Origin of the sequence: Mesorhizobium sp. WSM1293 (assembly GCF_000513875.1) — a bacterium.
Lineage (GTDB): Bacteria > Pseudomonadota > Alphaproteobacteria > Rhizobiales > Rhizobiaceae > Mesorhizobium > Mesorhizobium ciceri.
This window is the reverse complement of the sequence record NZ_AZUV01000001.1, coordinates 358837-372513: the sequence shown is the minus strand read 5'-3', so window position 1 is coordinate 372513 and position 13677 is coordinate 358837. Positions and strand designations below refer to the sequence as shown.

Here is a 13677-nt window from a genome sequence, read left to right as displayed (position 1 = left end):
GGGGAGTAGGGGAGTAGGGGAGTAGGACTTATTGCTCTTCACCGGGCTTGCGCAGCAAATAGCTGTCCATGATCCAGCCCTTCCGCCGACGAGCTTCCTCTCGAACCTTTTCGATCTTTGCGCCGATGTCACCGATCCTGCCGGAGAGGGTGATCTCGTCTTCCGTTCCGAGATAGGCGCCCCAATGGATGACGACATCCTTGTCGGCCAGCGTGTTGAAAGCGCATTTTCCGTCCAGCAGGACGACCGCGCTGCCGGCATTGTCCGGCATGCCTTCCTCGGTCAGGCGGCGGCCGGTGGTGATGAGGACGGAATCGCCGATGCGGTTCAGCGCCAGCTTGTGGCTGGCGGCAAGCGCCTGGACGGCGGTGATGCCGGGGATCACCTCAAGCTCGAACGCCACATTGCCTCGCAGGCGCACGCGCTCGAGGATGCGCAGCGCGCTGTCATAGAGCGAAGGATCGCCCCAGATCAGGAAGGCGCCGCAGCCGTCGCCTGCAATCTCGTCGCGGATCAGGGTTTCGTAAATGGCGGCGATGGCTTCGTGCCAGTCATCGACGGTCGCGCGGTAGGAGGGCGCCGGCCCATCTTCTACCGGGAGGTCGCGCACCGGCACGTCGAATTCGACGCGCCGCGACTTCGGATTGGTGACGAAGCGGTCGCAGATCTGACGGCGCAGTTCGGCCAATTCATTTTTTTTCGCGCCCTTGTCGGGAATGAACAGCACATCCGCCTGGTTCAGGCCTGATATGGCCTGAACGGTCATGTGGTCGGGATTGCCGGCGCCGATGCCGATGACGAGAAGCTTTCGCATGGGCGAACTCCTGCCCGATCGGAACCTGTTAGTCCAGACCGCGCAGGCGCGTGTCCAGACCGCGCAGGCGCGTGTCCAGACCGCGCAGGCGCGTGTCCAGACCGCGATGGCGCGTGTCCAGACCGCGTTGGCGCGTGTCCAGACCGTAGTCCAGCTTCCTATGGTGCGTCCGCGGATACGGAAGGGCTTTGAACGCCACATTGAAACGGCTAGGGTCCTGCAAGCATTCCAGCCGAGGGGGCTTCCATGTTGCGATATGTTCTGACCGCCGTGCTGGCCTTGTCGTCCGCGCCCGCTTTCGCCAATGATTCGGTTGCCGAACTTGGCACCGGCGGCCTGATCCTGTCGCGCAGCGATGCCGTGGCGATGCAAAGCGAGGACCTTTTCATCTCGCCGGAAAAGGTCAGGGTCGACTATGTCTTCCATAACAACACCGATCGGGATGTCGACGCCATCGTCGCCTTCCCGATGCCCGACATATCGGGCAATCCCGAAGAAATCCCGGCGATCCCTGAAAATCAGAGCGATAATTTCCTCGGTTTCGAGGTGACGATCGACGGTGTCGCTGCAAAGCCGCAGCTCGAGCAGAAGGTGTTGGCGCTCGGCATCGACATCAGCGCTGAGCTGAAGGCGCAAAACGTGCCGTTCTATCCTTTCGGCGATGCGGCGAAGGCGGCGCTGGCGAAGCTGCCGCAAGCGGTTGTCGATGACTGGGTCAACCGCGGCATCATCATCGAGGACACCGGCAGCGACGGCACCGAGACGAGCAAGGTCTACACCCCGTTCTGGCAATTGCGTTCGACCTACTGGTGGCGCTCGACCTTTCCGGCCAACAAGGACGTCCATGTTTCCCACCACTACAGACCGAGCGTCGGCGGCACGTCTTCGGTCAGCTTCTTCTACGACGGCAAATTCCAGGGTCAGTATGCGGCCTACAAGACCCGGTATTGCATGGACGGCACATTCGAAAATGCGGTGCGCAAGGCGGCCAAGGACGACCCTGACGGCTACCCCAAATATTTCGAGAGCCGCATCGCCTATATCCTGACCACCGGCGGCAACTGGGCCACCGGCACGATCGGCAAGTTCAAGCTGACGATCGACAAGGGCAATCCGAAAGCCCTGGTCTCGTTCTGCGGCGACAATGTCAAAAAGACCGGACCGACGACCTTCGAGATGACGGCGGATGATTTCTACCCCGAGCGCGACATCGACATCCTGATCCTCGAGCCGACGGACGAAAATTGATGCATGTCGCAATCTACGTTGCCATTGCCGAGAACGGCGTGATCGGGCGGGACGGCGGGCTCCCGTGGCGGCTCTCCACCGATCTCAAGCGCTTCAAGGCCGATACGATGGGCAAGCCTATCATCATGGGCCGCAAGACCTATGAGGGCATCGGTCGGCCGCTGCCGGGCAGGTTGAACATCGTCGTGACCCGCGACGAGACCTGGCGCGCCGAGGGCGTCGAGGTGGCACATTCGCTCGAAGCCGCGATCCAGCTGGCGACGGTGCGCGGGCGCGGCATGGCCGATGTCGACGAGGTGTGCGTCATCGGCGGCGGCGAAATCTATGCCCAGGCCATGCTGCTGGCCGACCGGCTGCACGTCACCCATGTGCTGGCAGCGGTCGACGGCGACGCGCATTTCCCGCCGATCGATCCCGATTCCTGGCGCATTGTCAGCTCGCAGGACGTCCCAGCCGGGGAAAAGGACAGCCACCCGACGCGCTATTCGGTTTACGAGCGGCGTCGCGAGAGACATTGAACGAAAAAAGGGCCATTGAAGGAAGACAAAGGGTCGCGACTGGACCAAATCGGACGAAGTCGGAAGCGCATCGCGTTGAAAGCGCCCCGTGGCGTGCCTATAGAAGAACAATACTGGATTTTGCGCCGTAATGCCGGCGCTTGAGGGAATTCCAAGCGAAAGGACATTCATGCCCTGGAACGACAAAAGCGGCGGTGGCGGCGGCCCATGGGGTGGCGGCGGCAACAATCAGGGACCCTGGGGGCAGGGTCCAAAAGGACCGAGCGGGCCGCAAGGCTCGCCTCCCGATCTAGAAGACATCATCCGCCGCGGCCAGGACCGGCTGCGGCGCGCTCTTCCGGGCGGCGGCGGCGCGAGCCCGGCTATCTTCGCGCTGATCGCGGCTGCACTTGTGGTGCTGTGGGCGTTCAAGGCGGTTTACACCGTGCAGCCCGATGAGGTCGCGGTCGAACTGCGCTTCGGCAAGCCGAAGACCGAACTGTCGCAGCCTGGCCTGCATTTCCATTGGTGGCCGCTCGAAACCGTCGAGACGGCCAAGATTTCCGAGCAGCTCGTCGATATCGGCGGCGGCGGCGCGACAAGTGGCAATACGTCCGGGCTGATGCTTACCGGCGACCAGAACATCGTCAACGTCCAGTTCTCCGTGGCCTATCAGGTCTCCGACCCGCGCGCGTATCTGTTCGATGTGTCCGATCCCGACGGCATGCTGCGGCAGGTTGCCGAAAGCGCCATGCGTGAAGCCGTCGGCCGCCGGCCGGCGCAGGACATCTTCCGCGACGACCGCCAGGGCATTGCCGCCTCGGTGCGTGAGATCATCCAGACGACGCTGGACGGCTACAAGGCCGGTCTCAACGTCAACGCCGTCTCGATCGAGGATGCGGCACCGCCACGCGAAGTGGCCGATGCGTTCGACGAGGTGCAGCGCGCCGAGCAGGACGAGGACAAGTTCGTCGAGCAGGCCAACCAGTACTCCAATCAGAAGCTCGGGCAGGCGCGCGGCGAGGCCGCACAGATCCGCGAAGACGCGGCCGCCTACAAGAACCGGGTCGTGCAGGAAGCCGAGGGTGAGGCGCAGCGCTTCATCTCGGTCTATGACGAATATGCCAAGGCGCCCGATGTAACGCGCAAGCGCCTCTACCTGGAAACCATGGAGAAGGTTCTGAAGGATTCGAGCAAGGTCATCGTCGAGCAGGGCAACGGGCAAGGGGTCGTTCCCTATCTGCCGCTGCCGGCATTGCAGCCGAAAGCGCCGGCACCGGCCGCCCCCGTTACGGGAGGTAACCAGTGATGGCCAACCGTCTTCCCATCATCGTCGTCGCAGCAGCGGTTATCCTGTTCCTGCTCTATTCGTCGGTCTTCGTGGTCAATGCGCGCCAGCAGGCGCTGGTGCTCAGGTTCGGTGAGATCGTCGACGTCAAGAGCGAACCCGGCATCTACTTCAAGGCGCCGTTCTCGTTCTTCGACGCCGACACCGTGCAGCTGATCGAGAACCGGGTGCTGCGCTTCGATCTCGACAACATTCGCGTCCAGGTCTCGGGCGGCAAGTTCTATGAGGTCGATGCCTTCATCGCCTATCGCATCTCGGATCCGCGGGTCTTCCGCGCCGCGGTGTCCGGTCAGATCGAACTGGCCGAGGCCCGGCTCAGGACGCGTCTCGACGCTGCCTTGCGCCGTGTCTATGGTCTGCGTGATTTCGAGGCAGCACTCTCCGAAGAGCGCGGCGTGATGATGCGCGAAGTCCGCGACCAGCTCAGGCCCGATGCCACATCGCTCGGCCTGCAGATCGAGGATGTCCGCATTCGCCGCACCGATCTCACGGCCGAAGTCTCGCAGCAGACCTTCGACCGCATGAAGGCGGAACGCCTGGCGGAAGCTGCCCGGCTGAGGGCGCGCGGCAATGAGGCGGCACAGCGCATCACCGCCCGCGCCGATCGCGAAGTGGTCGAGATCGTCGCCGAAGCCCAAAAAGAGTCGGAAATCCTGCGCGGCGAGGGCGAGGCCCAGCGCAGCGCCACCTTCGCGGGAGCCTATCAGCGCGATCCGGCTTTCTTCGACTTCTACCGGTCGATGAATGCCTATGGCACGGCGCTGGACAACACCGGAACGACGATGGTGCTGTCGCCGAACTCGGAGTTCTTCCGCTTCTTCCGCAATCCCGACGGCAGCGAGGGACCGGCAAAGCCGGCTTCGCCTGCGCCAAACGCTCCGGCGACGGCACCCGCCGCGCCGGCGGCACAGCCCAGCACCGGCCAGTAGCGGCCGGTGCAGGATTTTCTTGCCGCCATGGGCCTCGTCCTCGTCATAGAGGGTCTGGTCTATGGCGGCTTTCCCGGCCTGGCCAGGAAGCTTGCCACCGAAGTGCTGTCGCTGCCCGAGAACGCGCTGCGGATTGCCGGGCTGGCGGCGATCGCGATCGGCGTCGGCATCGTCTGGCTGGTACGAGGCGCATGAGGGCGGCGATGATTTATCCTCTGCCCCGATAGTCATAGCCGCAAACGTGCCGTATTTTTTGCCAACATGGCGTGACGCGGCGTTTTCGTCGAAGCGCTTTTCTTTTCAAGAATACCGGGAGGCTTCTCGATGACATCCAATACAATTTTGCGCGCGGCGCGGCGGACATTCATCGCCGGCGCGGCGGCACTTCTTGTCAGCGCCGTCGCTGTCCCGTCCTTCACGGCGCCGACATTTGCCGCCGATGGGCCCGCTTCGGTCGCCGATCTGGCGCAAGGCCTGCTCGGCGCGGTGGTCAACATATCGACCTCGCAGACGGTCAAGGGTACCGAAGGCCCGGGCGCGGTGCCGATGCCGCAATTGCCCGAGGGTTCGCCCTTCCAGGATTTCTTCGACGATTTCTTCAAGAACCGCGGCGGTGACAAGGACAACGGCTCGCAGAAGGTGCAGTCGCTGGGCTCCGGCTTCGTCATCGATGCCGAGCAAGGCATCGTCGTCACCAACAACCATGTCATTGCCGATGCCGACGACATCGAGGTCAATTTCTCCGATGGCGTCACCTTGAAGGCGACGCTGGTCGGCACCGACACCAAGACCGATGTCGCCGTGCTCAAGGTCGATCCGAAAGGCCACAAGCTGACGGCGGTAAAGTTCGGCGATTCCACCAAGATGCGCGTCGGCGACTGGGTGATGGCGATCGGCAATCCGTTCGGCCTCGGCGGCACGGTGACGGTCGGCATCGTCTCGGCCCGCAACCGCGACATCAATTCCGGCCCCTATGACGACTTCATCCAGACCGATGCCGCGATCAACCGCGGCAATTCCGGCGGACCGCTGTTCAACAGCGCGGGCGAAGTCATCGGCATCAACACGGCGATCATCTCGCCATCCGGCGGCTCGATCGGCATCGGCTTCTCCATCCCGTCGCAGCTCGCGTCCGGTGTCGTCGACCAGTTGCGCCAGTTCGGCGAGACGCGGCGCGGCTGGCTCGGCGTGCGCATCCAGCCGGTGACCGACGACATCGCCGAAAGCCTCGGCATGGCGACCGCAAAGGGTGCGCTGGTTGCCGGCGTGATCAAGGGCGGCCCGGTCGACAATGGCACGATCCAGGCCGGCGACGTCATCATCAAGTTCGACGGCAAGGATATTCATGAGATGCGCGACCTGCCACGTGTCGTCGCCGAAAGCCCTGTCGGCAAGGCGGTCGACGTGCTGATCGTGCGCAAGGGCGTTGAACAGACGGTGAAAGTGACCCTCGGCCGGCTCGAGGATGGCGAGAAGGCCGCCAACGCCGAGGAGGGCAACACCGATCAGGACAAGGGCGACAAGGCTCCGGCCGTTTCCACTGCTTCGGTGCTCGGCATGACGGTCGGCGAACTGAACGACGAGACACGCAAGAAGTTCAGCATTGCGGCCGATGTTTCGGGCGTCGTCATCACCGACGTCACCAAGGACTCGGCCGCCGCCGAACGCGGCATCCAGCCCGGCGAGGTGATCACCGAGATCGCACAGGAATCGGTTGCTACCCCCAAGGACGTCATGGACCGGATCGGCGCCTTGAAGGAACAGGGGCGCAAGAATGCGTTGCTGATGCTGGCTTCGAAGACCGGCGAGCTCAGGTTCGTGACGATCAGGATGGACTGAGGTCCGGAAGATCGACAACACGACAACACTGAAAAAAGGGCGGCTAGCGAGCTGCCCTTTTTCTTGCCTGCCAGTCCTGGCGCGACAGTCTGTAGAGGACATGCCGTTTGAGATGCGGATGGCTGTCGGGAATGCTGGGGTGGTCGAAATCGCCGGACGGATCCGCGCTCATGCCGAGGCGTTGCATGACGGCGGTGGAGCGGCGGTTGGCCGCGACGGCGAATGACACGATTTCATCGAGGCCAAGTGTCTCGAAGCCGTAGGCCAGCCACGCTTCGGCTGCCTCGGTGACATAGCCTTTGCCCCAGAACTCAGGTGCCAGCCGCCAGCCGATCTCGATGGTGCCGGCTGGCAGGGATGGCACATGATCGGTGTCGAGGAGACCGATGAAGCCGATGCATTCACCGGTGGCGGTGATCTCGGCGGCAGCAAAACCGTATCCGTCCTTCGTGGTCCAGGCCCGGAGCTCGTCCATCTTGGCATCCGCCTGGGCGCGGTCACGGCGGAATGGAAAGAACTCCATCACCCGGTCGTCGGAGTTGATGCGGTGGAACAGGTCGCGGTCGCGATCCTCCCAGTTGCGCAGGATCAGGCGCTCGGTACGCATTGGTTTCATTGCACAAAGTCCTCCTGCCTGTAGCCCTGCATATAGAGCAGCGCGGTCAGGTCGCCATGATCGATGCGGACCTTGGCCTGTGCCGCCACCGTCGGCTTGGCGTGAAGCGCGACACCGGTACCGGCAAGGCGGATCATGTCGAGATCATTGGCGCCGTCACCGACGGCAATGGCGTCGGCGGGCGTCAGGCCGAGGCGCGCTGAAATTTCGATCAACGCGTCGGCCTTGGCGGCGCGGCCGAGGATAGGTTCGCCGACCAGGCCGGTGAAGCGCCCGTCCTGCTCGAGCAGGCGATTGGCGCGGTTCTCCTGGAAGCCGAGCATTGCGGCGATTCGCGTCGTGAAGACCTCGAACCCGCCAGACACGAGTGCCGTCCAGGCACCGTTGGCGCGCATGGTCCGGACCAGAACACGGCCGCCCGAGGCCAGCGTCAGGCGATTGGCGACAATGCGATCGACCACGGCGGCGTCGAGGCCCTTCAGCAACGCCACCCGCTCGCGCAAAGCCGGTTCGAAGGCGATCTCGCCATTCATGGATCGCGCGGTAATCGTGGCAACATGATCCTTGACGCCGATCTCGTCGGCCAGCTCGTCGATGCATTCCTGGTCGATCATGGTCGAATCCATGTCGGCGATCAGGATTTTCTTGCGGCGGGTTTCGGCCTCTTGGACGATCACGTCGACCGCCTCGCTGGCGAGTGCCCTGCGCAAGACGGCACTCGTGGCGGCGGCGTCGGCTGCCTCAGGCAGGACGAGATCGCAGGCGATACCTTCGGCCAGCCAGACAACAGCGCTTGCGCCGACCGACCGTGAGGCCATATTCGCAAGCGACAGCGACAAAGCGCGCTCAGTGGGACGGGAAACAAGCGTGGCGATGAGCGGCATGGAACATTCCGGCGGGCAGGCGGGCAAGGGCCGCGTGAAGAACGCGATCCTGATAGCCGGGCCGACCGCCAGCGGCAAGTCGGCGCTTGCGCTCGATCTGGCCGAGCGCAGGGGTGGCGTGATCGTCAATACGGATTCCATGCAGGGCTATTCGGTGCTCGACGTGCTGACCGCCCGGCCGGAGGCGGCCGACCTCGCCCGCGCACCGCATTTCCTCTACGGCCATGTCCATCCGGCGACACCCTATTCCACCGGCGCCTGGCTGCGCGACGTGATGAAACTGATCGACGACGGCACATTCTCCGAACGGACAGCGATTTTTGTCGGCGGCACCGGGCTCTATTTTCGCGCATTAGCCGAGGGCATTTCGGAAATGCCCGACATTCCGCAACGGGTCCGCGACCGTTGGCGCTACGAATTGAAGGAGCAGGGCGCCGTCAAGCTGCACAGCCTGCTGCTGCGCGAGGATTCGGCGGCCGCCATGATGCTCAAGCCAACCGACAGCCAGCGCATCGTGCGGGCATTGGAGGTTCTCGATGCGTCTGGCCGTTCGATCCTGGAATGGCAGGCAGAGCGCGGCCAGCCGCTCATCGACAGGCAAAGCGCGCGTTTCCTGGTGATCGAGCCGGATCGGGCGGCGTTGGTCGGACGCATCGACAAACGCTTCGACCAAATGCTGGTCAAGGGCGCGCTGGACGAGGTCAAGCGGCTTGCGGCACTTGGCCTCGATCCCGAATTGCCGGCGATGAAGGCGATCGGCGTTCGCGAACTGCAGGCGGCGATGGCCGGAGGGATTGGCTTTCCCGAGGCAATCGAACGCGCCAAGATCGCGACCAGGCAATATTCCAAGCGGCAAACCACCTGGTTCAGGCATCAATTGGGGCCGGAATGGCTGAGGTTGCACCCCGGTGATGATCTGGAAACCACGATCTCAGCGCTTGCTTCCGATGCAACCTGAAAAGTTTACCTGCAAGGAAAGGTTCCCGTTGTGGTTGTCCAAATTAACCCTCCGTAAGCCCGCCCATGCCATAAGGTCGATGGGCACTTTTCCAACGGGGAGCAGATGCGTTTTCACAAGGCGGAATCAGCATTTTTCGTCTTTATATTCGTGATCCTGGCCGCCGGCCTGGTGACGCTGCATGCTTATGGACTTCTGCAGTCCTTCGCCGACGAGTTGCATACGGCTTCGGGTCTGGACAAGGTCATCTATCTCAACAAGCTCTTGTTCGCGACCGGCGTGCTCCTGGCCACCGCGCTGTTCTTCGGCATTTTCTTCATCTATCCGCTGATTCGAAAACAGGCGACGGAGGAGGGCAAGCTGCGCGCCATGACGGTCTCGCTCAGCGCGCGGTCGGAAACACTCGAGCATGCGGCGCTGACCGACGGCCTGACCGGCATGCAGAACCGGCGCTATTTCGATGATGCGCTGAAGGAGTATCTCGAGGAGTTCCGGCGCATCGAAAAGCCCGTCGGGCTGATGATCCTCGATCTCGACCATTTCAAGCAGGTCAACGACACCCACGGCCATGACGTCGGCGACGAAGTGCTCAAGGCCGTCGCAAGCTGTCTCAAGGATATGACGCGCTACCACGATGTGGTGGCGCGATTGGGCGGCGAGGAGTTCGCCGTGGTCACGCCCAACATGGACGCCGAGCTTCTGGGCAAGTTTGCCGAGCGCATCCGCAAGGCGATCGCCAACATGTCGGTGCTGTCGGGCAATGTCCGCCTCAAGATCACCACCAGCGTCGGGCTAGCCGTCTGGGACCGCAAGGAAACAGCGGAAGAGTTCTATCGCCGCGCTGACCGCCAGCTTTACGAGGCGAAGAGGCAAGGCCGTAACCGCGTCTGCGCCTAAAATCCCGTCCCTGAATTCGTGAGGCTGGCCGTCTGGCGCCGTTTTCTGTGCTTCCGATGCTCACGGACTCAAATGTCCGCTCCGCTTCGGTTCTCGAAAACAGCACCACCCGACTCGGCCTGACGAATTCCCTGACGGGATTTACCCAACCGGTCCAGGCAGGGCGCGAGCTTAGCGCGGCTTCTCAATCGGCCGGCAGAACAGCCGGGTCGCAAGCTCAATCGTTTTGCGGGCGCAGGCCGAAGGTTGCGGGCTTGAGGCCGTAGCGCATGTCGAAATCGTCGTCCGATGGCGGGCGTGCGGCGGGTGGCTTGCGGTAGTCGGGGTCGCCGGCCTGGCGGCCTGAATCCACGACCTCGGCGAAGGCCATCGCCTGCTGCGTCGATTTCGGCACGTTGCGCAATCGTTCCACGATCGCCACCAGATCGACATCGTCGCCCGGCTTCGACGTGGCCTCTTCGCGTTTGGCGGTGCCGGGAAGCAGGTGGCTCGGCAGTTTTTCGAACTTCAGCCGCATGGTCGTCGCCACGCCTTCGCCGAAGGCGATGGCTTCGCGCTGGCCCATCGAGGACAGAAAGGCAAGCGTCGAGGCGGAAGAGTCGGCAATCGCCGAGCGGATGATCGCCTGGTCCTGCTCATTGGCAAGCCGCATGGCGAAGAAGGTCGAGCATTGCGACAGGATGGTCGGGTCGAGCTCGCCCGGACGCTGGGTGACGACGCCGAGATAGCAGCCATATTTGCGGCCTTCCTTGGCAATGCGCGACAGCGCATGCCTGGTCGGCGCGAATCCGAGACGCGGGTCGGCCGGCATATAGCGGTGCGCCTCTTCGCACAAAAACAGAAGCTGCAGCTTGCCTTCGCTCCACAGAGCGAGATCGAAGGCCAGGCGCGCCAGCACCGAACAGACGGAATTGACCACTTCGGACGGCATGCCGGCCATCTCGAAGCAGGTCACGGGACGGCCATGATGCGGCACGCGGAAGATGTTGCCGATCGTCTCGTGGATGGTGTCCTCGATCAGGCGCGAGTTGAACATGAAGCGATAACGTGGATCGGCCGCCGCCGATTCGATGCGCGTCTTCAGCGATTTGAGCGTCGGGCGATCGGTCTTGCTTTCGAGCATGCCCATGCGCTCATCGATCTGCTTGAGCAGGTCGGCGATGCGGTAAGGCACTGGCGTATCGGCGGTCAGCGCATCGCTGCCGCGCCTGATATAGGAGCCCGAATTCGGGTTGCGGTAGAGATTCTTGGCGGCCGGGATCAGGTCGCGCAAGGCATCGATTTCTTCCGGCTCGGTCTCGCGGCCCCGGAACAGCACCTCGGCGAATTCCTCCAGCGTGAACATCCAGAACGGAAGATCCAAGGTTTTGGAATCGACCCTGACGCAGTATTCGGGCAGCGATGCCGCGAACTCGTTGTGCGGGTCGAGGATCAGGATGCGCAGATCCGGCCGTGCCGCGATCGACTTGCGCAGCAGCAGCGAAACGGCGGTGGATTTGCCGACGCCGGTCGTGCCGACAATGGCGAAGTGACGCGCCAGCGTATCGTCGATAGCGATGTTGGCGGCGATCGTCTCGTCCTGCGCGAGCGTGCCGATCGTGATCGAATGACGCCCGGCAAGGTCATAGACCGCCTGCAGGTCGCGGGTGCGGATGCGATGCGCAACGGCGCCGATATGCGGATAGGTGGTGATGCCGCGGTCGAAGACCGGTCTGGCGCCGGGCTCCGCACCGTCACGGACTTCGCCGATCAGCTCGATGCTGACCTCGATGGCGTTCTGGCCCTCATTGCTCCAGGCGCGGTCCGACTTGCCGATCGCGTAGACAAGGCCGACGGTTCGCGTCGATCCGAGATTGATGGAAATCATCTTCCCGACTGTCCACAGGCCGGTCACCGCGCCGTCGGCATCGTCCGCATAGGCGCTGATGGTGGCGCGAGCGCCGTCGCATTGCACGACATTGCCGAGGATGCGCTTGTCGTTCTGCTCGGTCTGGCGGCGCTCCTGCGAGGTCGGTTCCCCCACGGAGGCTTCGCGTTCGACATACATGGACAGGCCAATCCCCATTTCCCTGGAGAGTCGATCCTACCCGAATGGGGTTAAGGCCCGATGAGGTCGGATGGTGTAGAGAGCATTAAGGGGCCTGTGAAAATTGTCGCAAGGCGGCTCTTCTCCGGCGTCGATATTTCGCTATAATAGACATATGGATGATATAGCGAACGAAATTTCCTCGACGATAGGCCGCAGGATACACGCCGAAAGGGTCATGCGTGACTGGTCCCTGGCCGAACTGGCGGAGCATTCCGGCGTCTCGAAGGCGATGCTCAGCACGATCGAGCGAGGCAAGACCAGCCCGACGGCGGCGCTTCTGGTGCGCATCGCGTCGGCCTTCGGCATGACGCTGTCGACCTTGATCGCGCGCGCCGAGCTGCAGGGCGGCGGGCTGCTGCGCGAGGCCGACCAGCCGGTATGGCGCGATCCCGATACCGGCTATGTCAGGCGGCATCTTTCGCCGGCTGGCGATATGCCGCTGGAACTGATCAAGGTGCATCTGCCGGCGGGCGCCAGGGTCAGTTTTCCGGCTGCTTCATACGCCTTCATCAAGCAGCAGATATGGCTGATTTCCGGGCGGCTCGAATTCATCGAAGGCGATATGGCGCACAAGCTCGAGCCCGGCGACTGCCTGGCGCTTGGGGCGCCGTCGGACTGCACCTTCCATGCCCTGGAGCCCGGCGCCGACTATCTGGTCGCCCTGGTCAGAGGCTGACACAATGGCAAAGAGACCAAAGCGCTCCCACAATGGGGGGCCGCCTCTCGATGAGTACAAGGGCCCGCCATGGGGCACGGGCGATCCCTATATCTTCCTGGCCTGGCAGGCAGCGCACGCCAAGGCGTGGAAGGCGCCGAGCCACGAGGTCATGCTGTTGCGCATGGACAGAGCCGAGCGGCTTGGCCTGACCTACGAGGAGTACACGCTCGAGATTCTCGAGCGCGGACGGCACCTCGGCCACGAAGATGCCGACCGCATCAGCGCCATCAAGGCGGCGCGAAAGCGTCGCCGCGCGCGCCATCTGGAGTGACGGCAATGCGCCCGCTTCTATCGCAATCACAGGATATCCCGCACATGAACTCGATCGAGATCGCAACCCTGACCCCGGCTGCCGAGACGCAGGACGGGCTGGCCGAATTGCTGGTCGCAACGGTGGCGGCAGGCGGTTCGGTCAGCTTCGTGCATCCGTTGGCGCCGCAGGCGGCGAGGGGTTTCTGGGAGAAATCGCTGGCCGCGGCGGCAAGGGGCGAAAGAGCGGTGCTTGGCGCCTGGGACGGCAAAAACCTGGTCGGCACCGTGACCTTGCTGCTCGACTGTCCGCCCAACCAGCCGCACCGGGCCGAGATCGCCAAGCTGATGACACGCACCGACTACCGGGGCAGGGGCGTGGGAACGCGCCTGATGCGGGCCGCCGAGAGGCTTGCGGTGGAGAAGGGCCGCATGCTGCTGGTTCTGGACACGGCAACCGAGGAGGGCGCCTCACGCCTCTATGAGCGGTTGGGCTTCACGCTGGCCGGTGAGATACCGGACTATGCACTGAAGCCGCATGGCGGGCTGACCGGCACGCTGATCTACTGAAGCGGATCGGGCAAATCTCGT

General features: G+C 63.4%; 15 protein-coding genes. 11 read left to right on the top strand and 4 right to left on the bottom strand.

Annotation, left to right across the window (positions count from 1 at the left end; translation table 11 throughout):
- Nucleotides 1-28: 28 nt before the first annotated feature.
- On the bottom strand, nucleotides 29-814 hold the full coding sequence (gene cobF / locus M729_RS0101910; protein ID WP_027160594.1) for a precorrin-6A synthase (deacetylating): 786 nt from the start codon (nucleotides 812-814) through the stop codon (nucleotides 29-31).
- A 246-nt stretch (nucleotides 815-1060) separates the two neighbouring features.
- On the opposite strand from cobF, the gene M729_RS0101900 reads away from it, so the two are divergent.
- From M729_RS0101900 to M729_RS0101875, 6 genes are all read left to right on the top strand, one after another.
- Nucleotides 1061-2062 (top strand): DUF4424 domain-containing protein, encoded by a 1002-nt coding sequence (locus M729_RS0101900; RefSeq protein WP_027160592.1) that lies wholly within the window; start codon nucleotides 1061-1063, stop codon nucleotides 2060-2062.
- Nucleotides 2062-2580 (top strand): dihydrofolate reductase, encoded by a 519-nt coding sequence (locus M729_RS0101895; protein WP_013531029.1) that lies wholly within the window; start codon nucleotides 2062-2064, stop codon nucleotides 2578-2580. The genes M729_RS0101900 and M729_RS0101895 overlap by 1 nt, the downstream gene beginning before the upstream one ends.
- 169 nt (nucleotides 2581-2749) lie before the next feature.
- Nucleotides 2750-3868, top strand: coding sequence for an FtsH protease activity modulator HflK (gene hflK / locus M729_RS0101890; RefSeq protein WP_013531030.1), 1119 nt, complete (start codon nucleotides 2750-2752; stop codon nucleotides 3866-3868).
- A complete protein-coding gene (locus M729_RS0101885; protein ID WP_013531031.1) occupies nucleotides 3868-4836 on the top strand; it encodes a protease modulator HflC in 969 nt (322 codons plus the stop codon). The genes hflK and M729_RS0101885 overlap by 1 nt, the downstream gene beginning before the upstream one ends.
- Nucleotides 4837-4842: 6 nt before the next feature.
- Nucleotides 4843-5031, top strand: a complete 189-nt coding sequence (locus tag M729_RS0101880; protein WP_013531032.1) for a DUF2065 domain-containing protein — start codon at nucleotides 4843-4845, stop codon at nucleotides 5029-5031.
- Between the two features lie 129 nt (nucleotides 5032-5160).
- Nucleotides 5161-6675 carry a DegQ family serine endoprotease gene (locus tag M729_RS0101875; protein ID WP_013531033.1) on the top strand — a complete coding sequence of 505 codons (1515 nt, stop codon included), beginning with the start codon at nucleotides 5161-5163 and terminating at the stop codon, nucleotides 6673-6675.
- A 43-nt stretch (nucleotides 6676-6718) separates the two neighbouring features.
- Here M729_RS0101875 and M729_RS0101870 read toward each other — a convergent pair whose 3' ends face one another.
- Together M729_RS0101870 and serB are read right to left on the bottom strand one after the other, a co-directional pair.
- Nucleotides 6719-7291 carry a GNAT family N-acetyltransferase gene (locus M729_RS0101870; protein WP_013531034.1) on the bottom strand — a complete coding sequence of 191 codons (573 nt, stop codon included), beginning with the start codon at nucleotides 7289-7291 and terminating at the stop codon, nucleotides 6719-6721.
- Nucleotides 7288-8175, bottom strand: coding sequence for a phosphoserine phosphatase SerB (gene serB, locus M729_RS0101865; RefSeq protein ID WP_027160591.1), 888 nt, complete (start codon nucleotides 8173-8175; stop codon nucleotides 7288-7290). Before serB ends, M729_RS0101870 begins: the two co-directional genes overlap by 4 nt.
- On the opposite strand from serB, the gene miaA reads away from it, so the two are divergent.
- The gene (gene miaA, locus M729_RS0101855; protein ID WP_027160589.1) at nucleotides 8165-9133 is read left to right on the top strand and encodes a tRNA (adenosine(37)-N6)-dimethylallyltransferase MiaA; all 969 of its coding nucleotides are present in this window, start codon (nucleotides 8165-8167) and stop codon (nucleotides 9131-9133) included. The two genes, serB and miaA, sit on opposite strands and share 11 nt — an antisense overlap.
- Nucleotides 9134-9238: 105 nt before the next feature.
- Complete coding sequence (locus M729_RS0101850) at nucleotides 9239-10030, top strand: GGDEF domain-containing protein (RefSeq protein WP_013531037.1); 792 nt, start codon at nucleotides 9239-9241, stop codon at nucleotides 10028-10030.
- Nucleotides 10031-10247: 217 nt separating this feature from the next.
- On the opposite strand, the gene M729_RS0101845 is transcribed toward M729_RS0101850, so the two are convergent.
- The gene (locus M729_RS0101845; protein WP_024501408.1) at nucleotides 10248-12077 is read right to left on the bottom strand and encodes an ATP-binding protein; all 1830 of its coding nucleotides are present in this window, start codon (nucleotides 12075-12077) and stop codon (nucleotides 10248-10250) included.
- Nucleotides 12078-12231: 154 nt separating this feature from the next.
- Between M729_RS0101845 and M729_RS0101840 the strand changes: the two genes are divergently transcribed.
- From M729_RS0101840 to M729_RS0101830, 3 genes are read left to right on the top strand one after another with little or no spacing between them, the layout of a single operon-like run.
- Nucleotides 12232-12795 carry an XRE family transcriptional regulator gene (locus tag M729_RS0101840; RefSeq protein ID WP_027160588.1) on the top strand — a complete coding sequence of 188 codons (564 nt, stop codon included), beginning with the start codon at nucleotides 12232-12234 and terminating at the stop codon, nucleotides 12793-12795.
- A gap of 4 nt (nucleotides 12796-12799) precedes the next feature.
- Nucleotides 12800-13108 carry a hypothetical protein gene (locus tag M729_RS0101835; protein WP_013531040.1) on the top strand — a complete coding sequence of 103 codons (309 nt, stop codon included), beginning with the start codon at nucleotides 12800-12802 and terminating at the stop codon, nucleotides 13106-13108.
- Between the two features lie 44 nt (nucleotides 13109-13152).
- A complete protein-coding gene (locus tag M729_RS0101830) occupies nucleotides 13153-13656 on the top strand; it encodes a GNAT family N-acetyltransferase (protein ID WP_027160587.1) in 504 nt (167 codons plus the stop codon).
- Nucleotides 13657-13677: the final 21 nt, after the last annotated feature.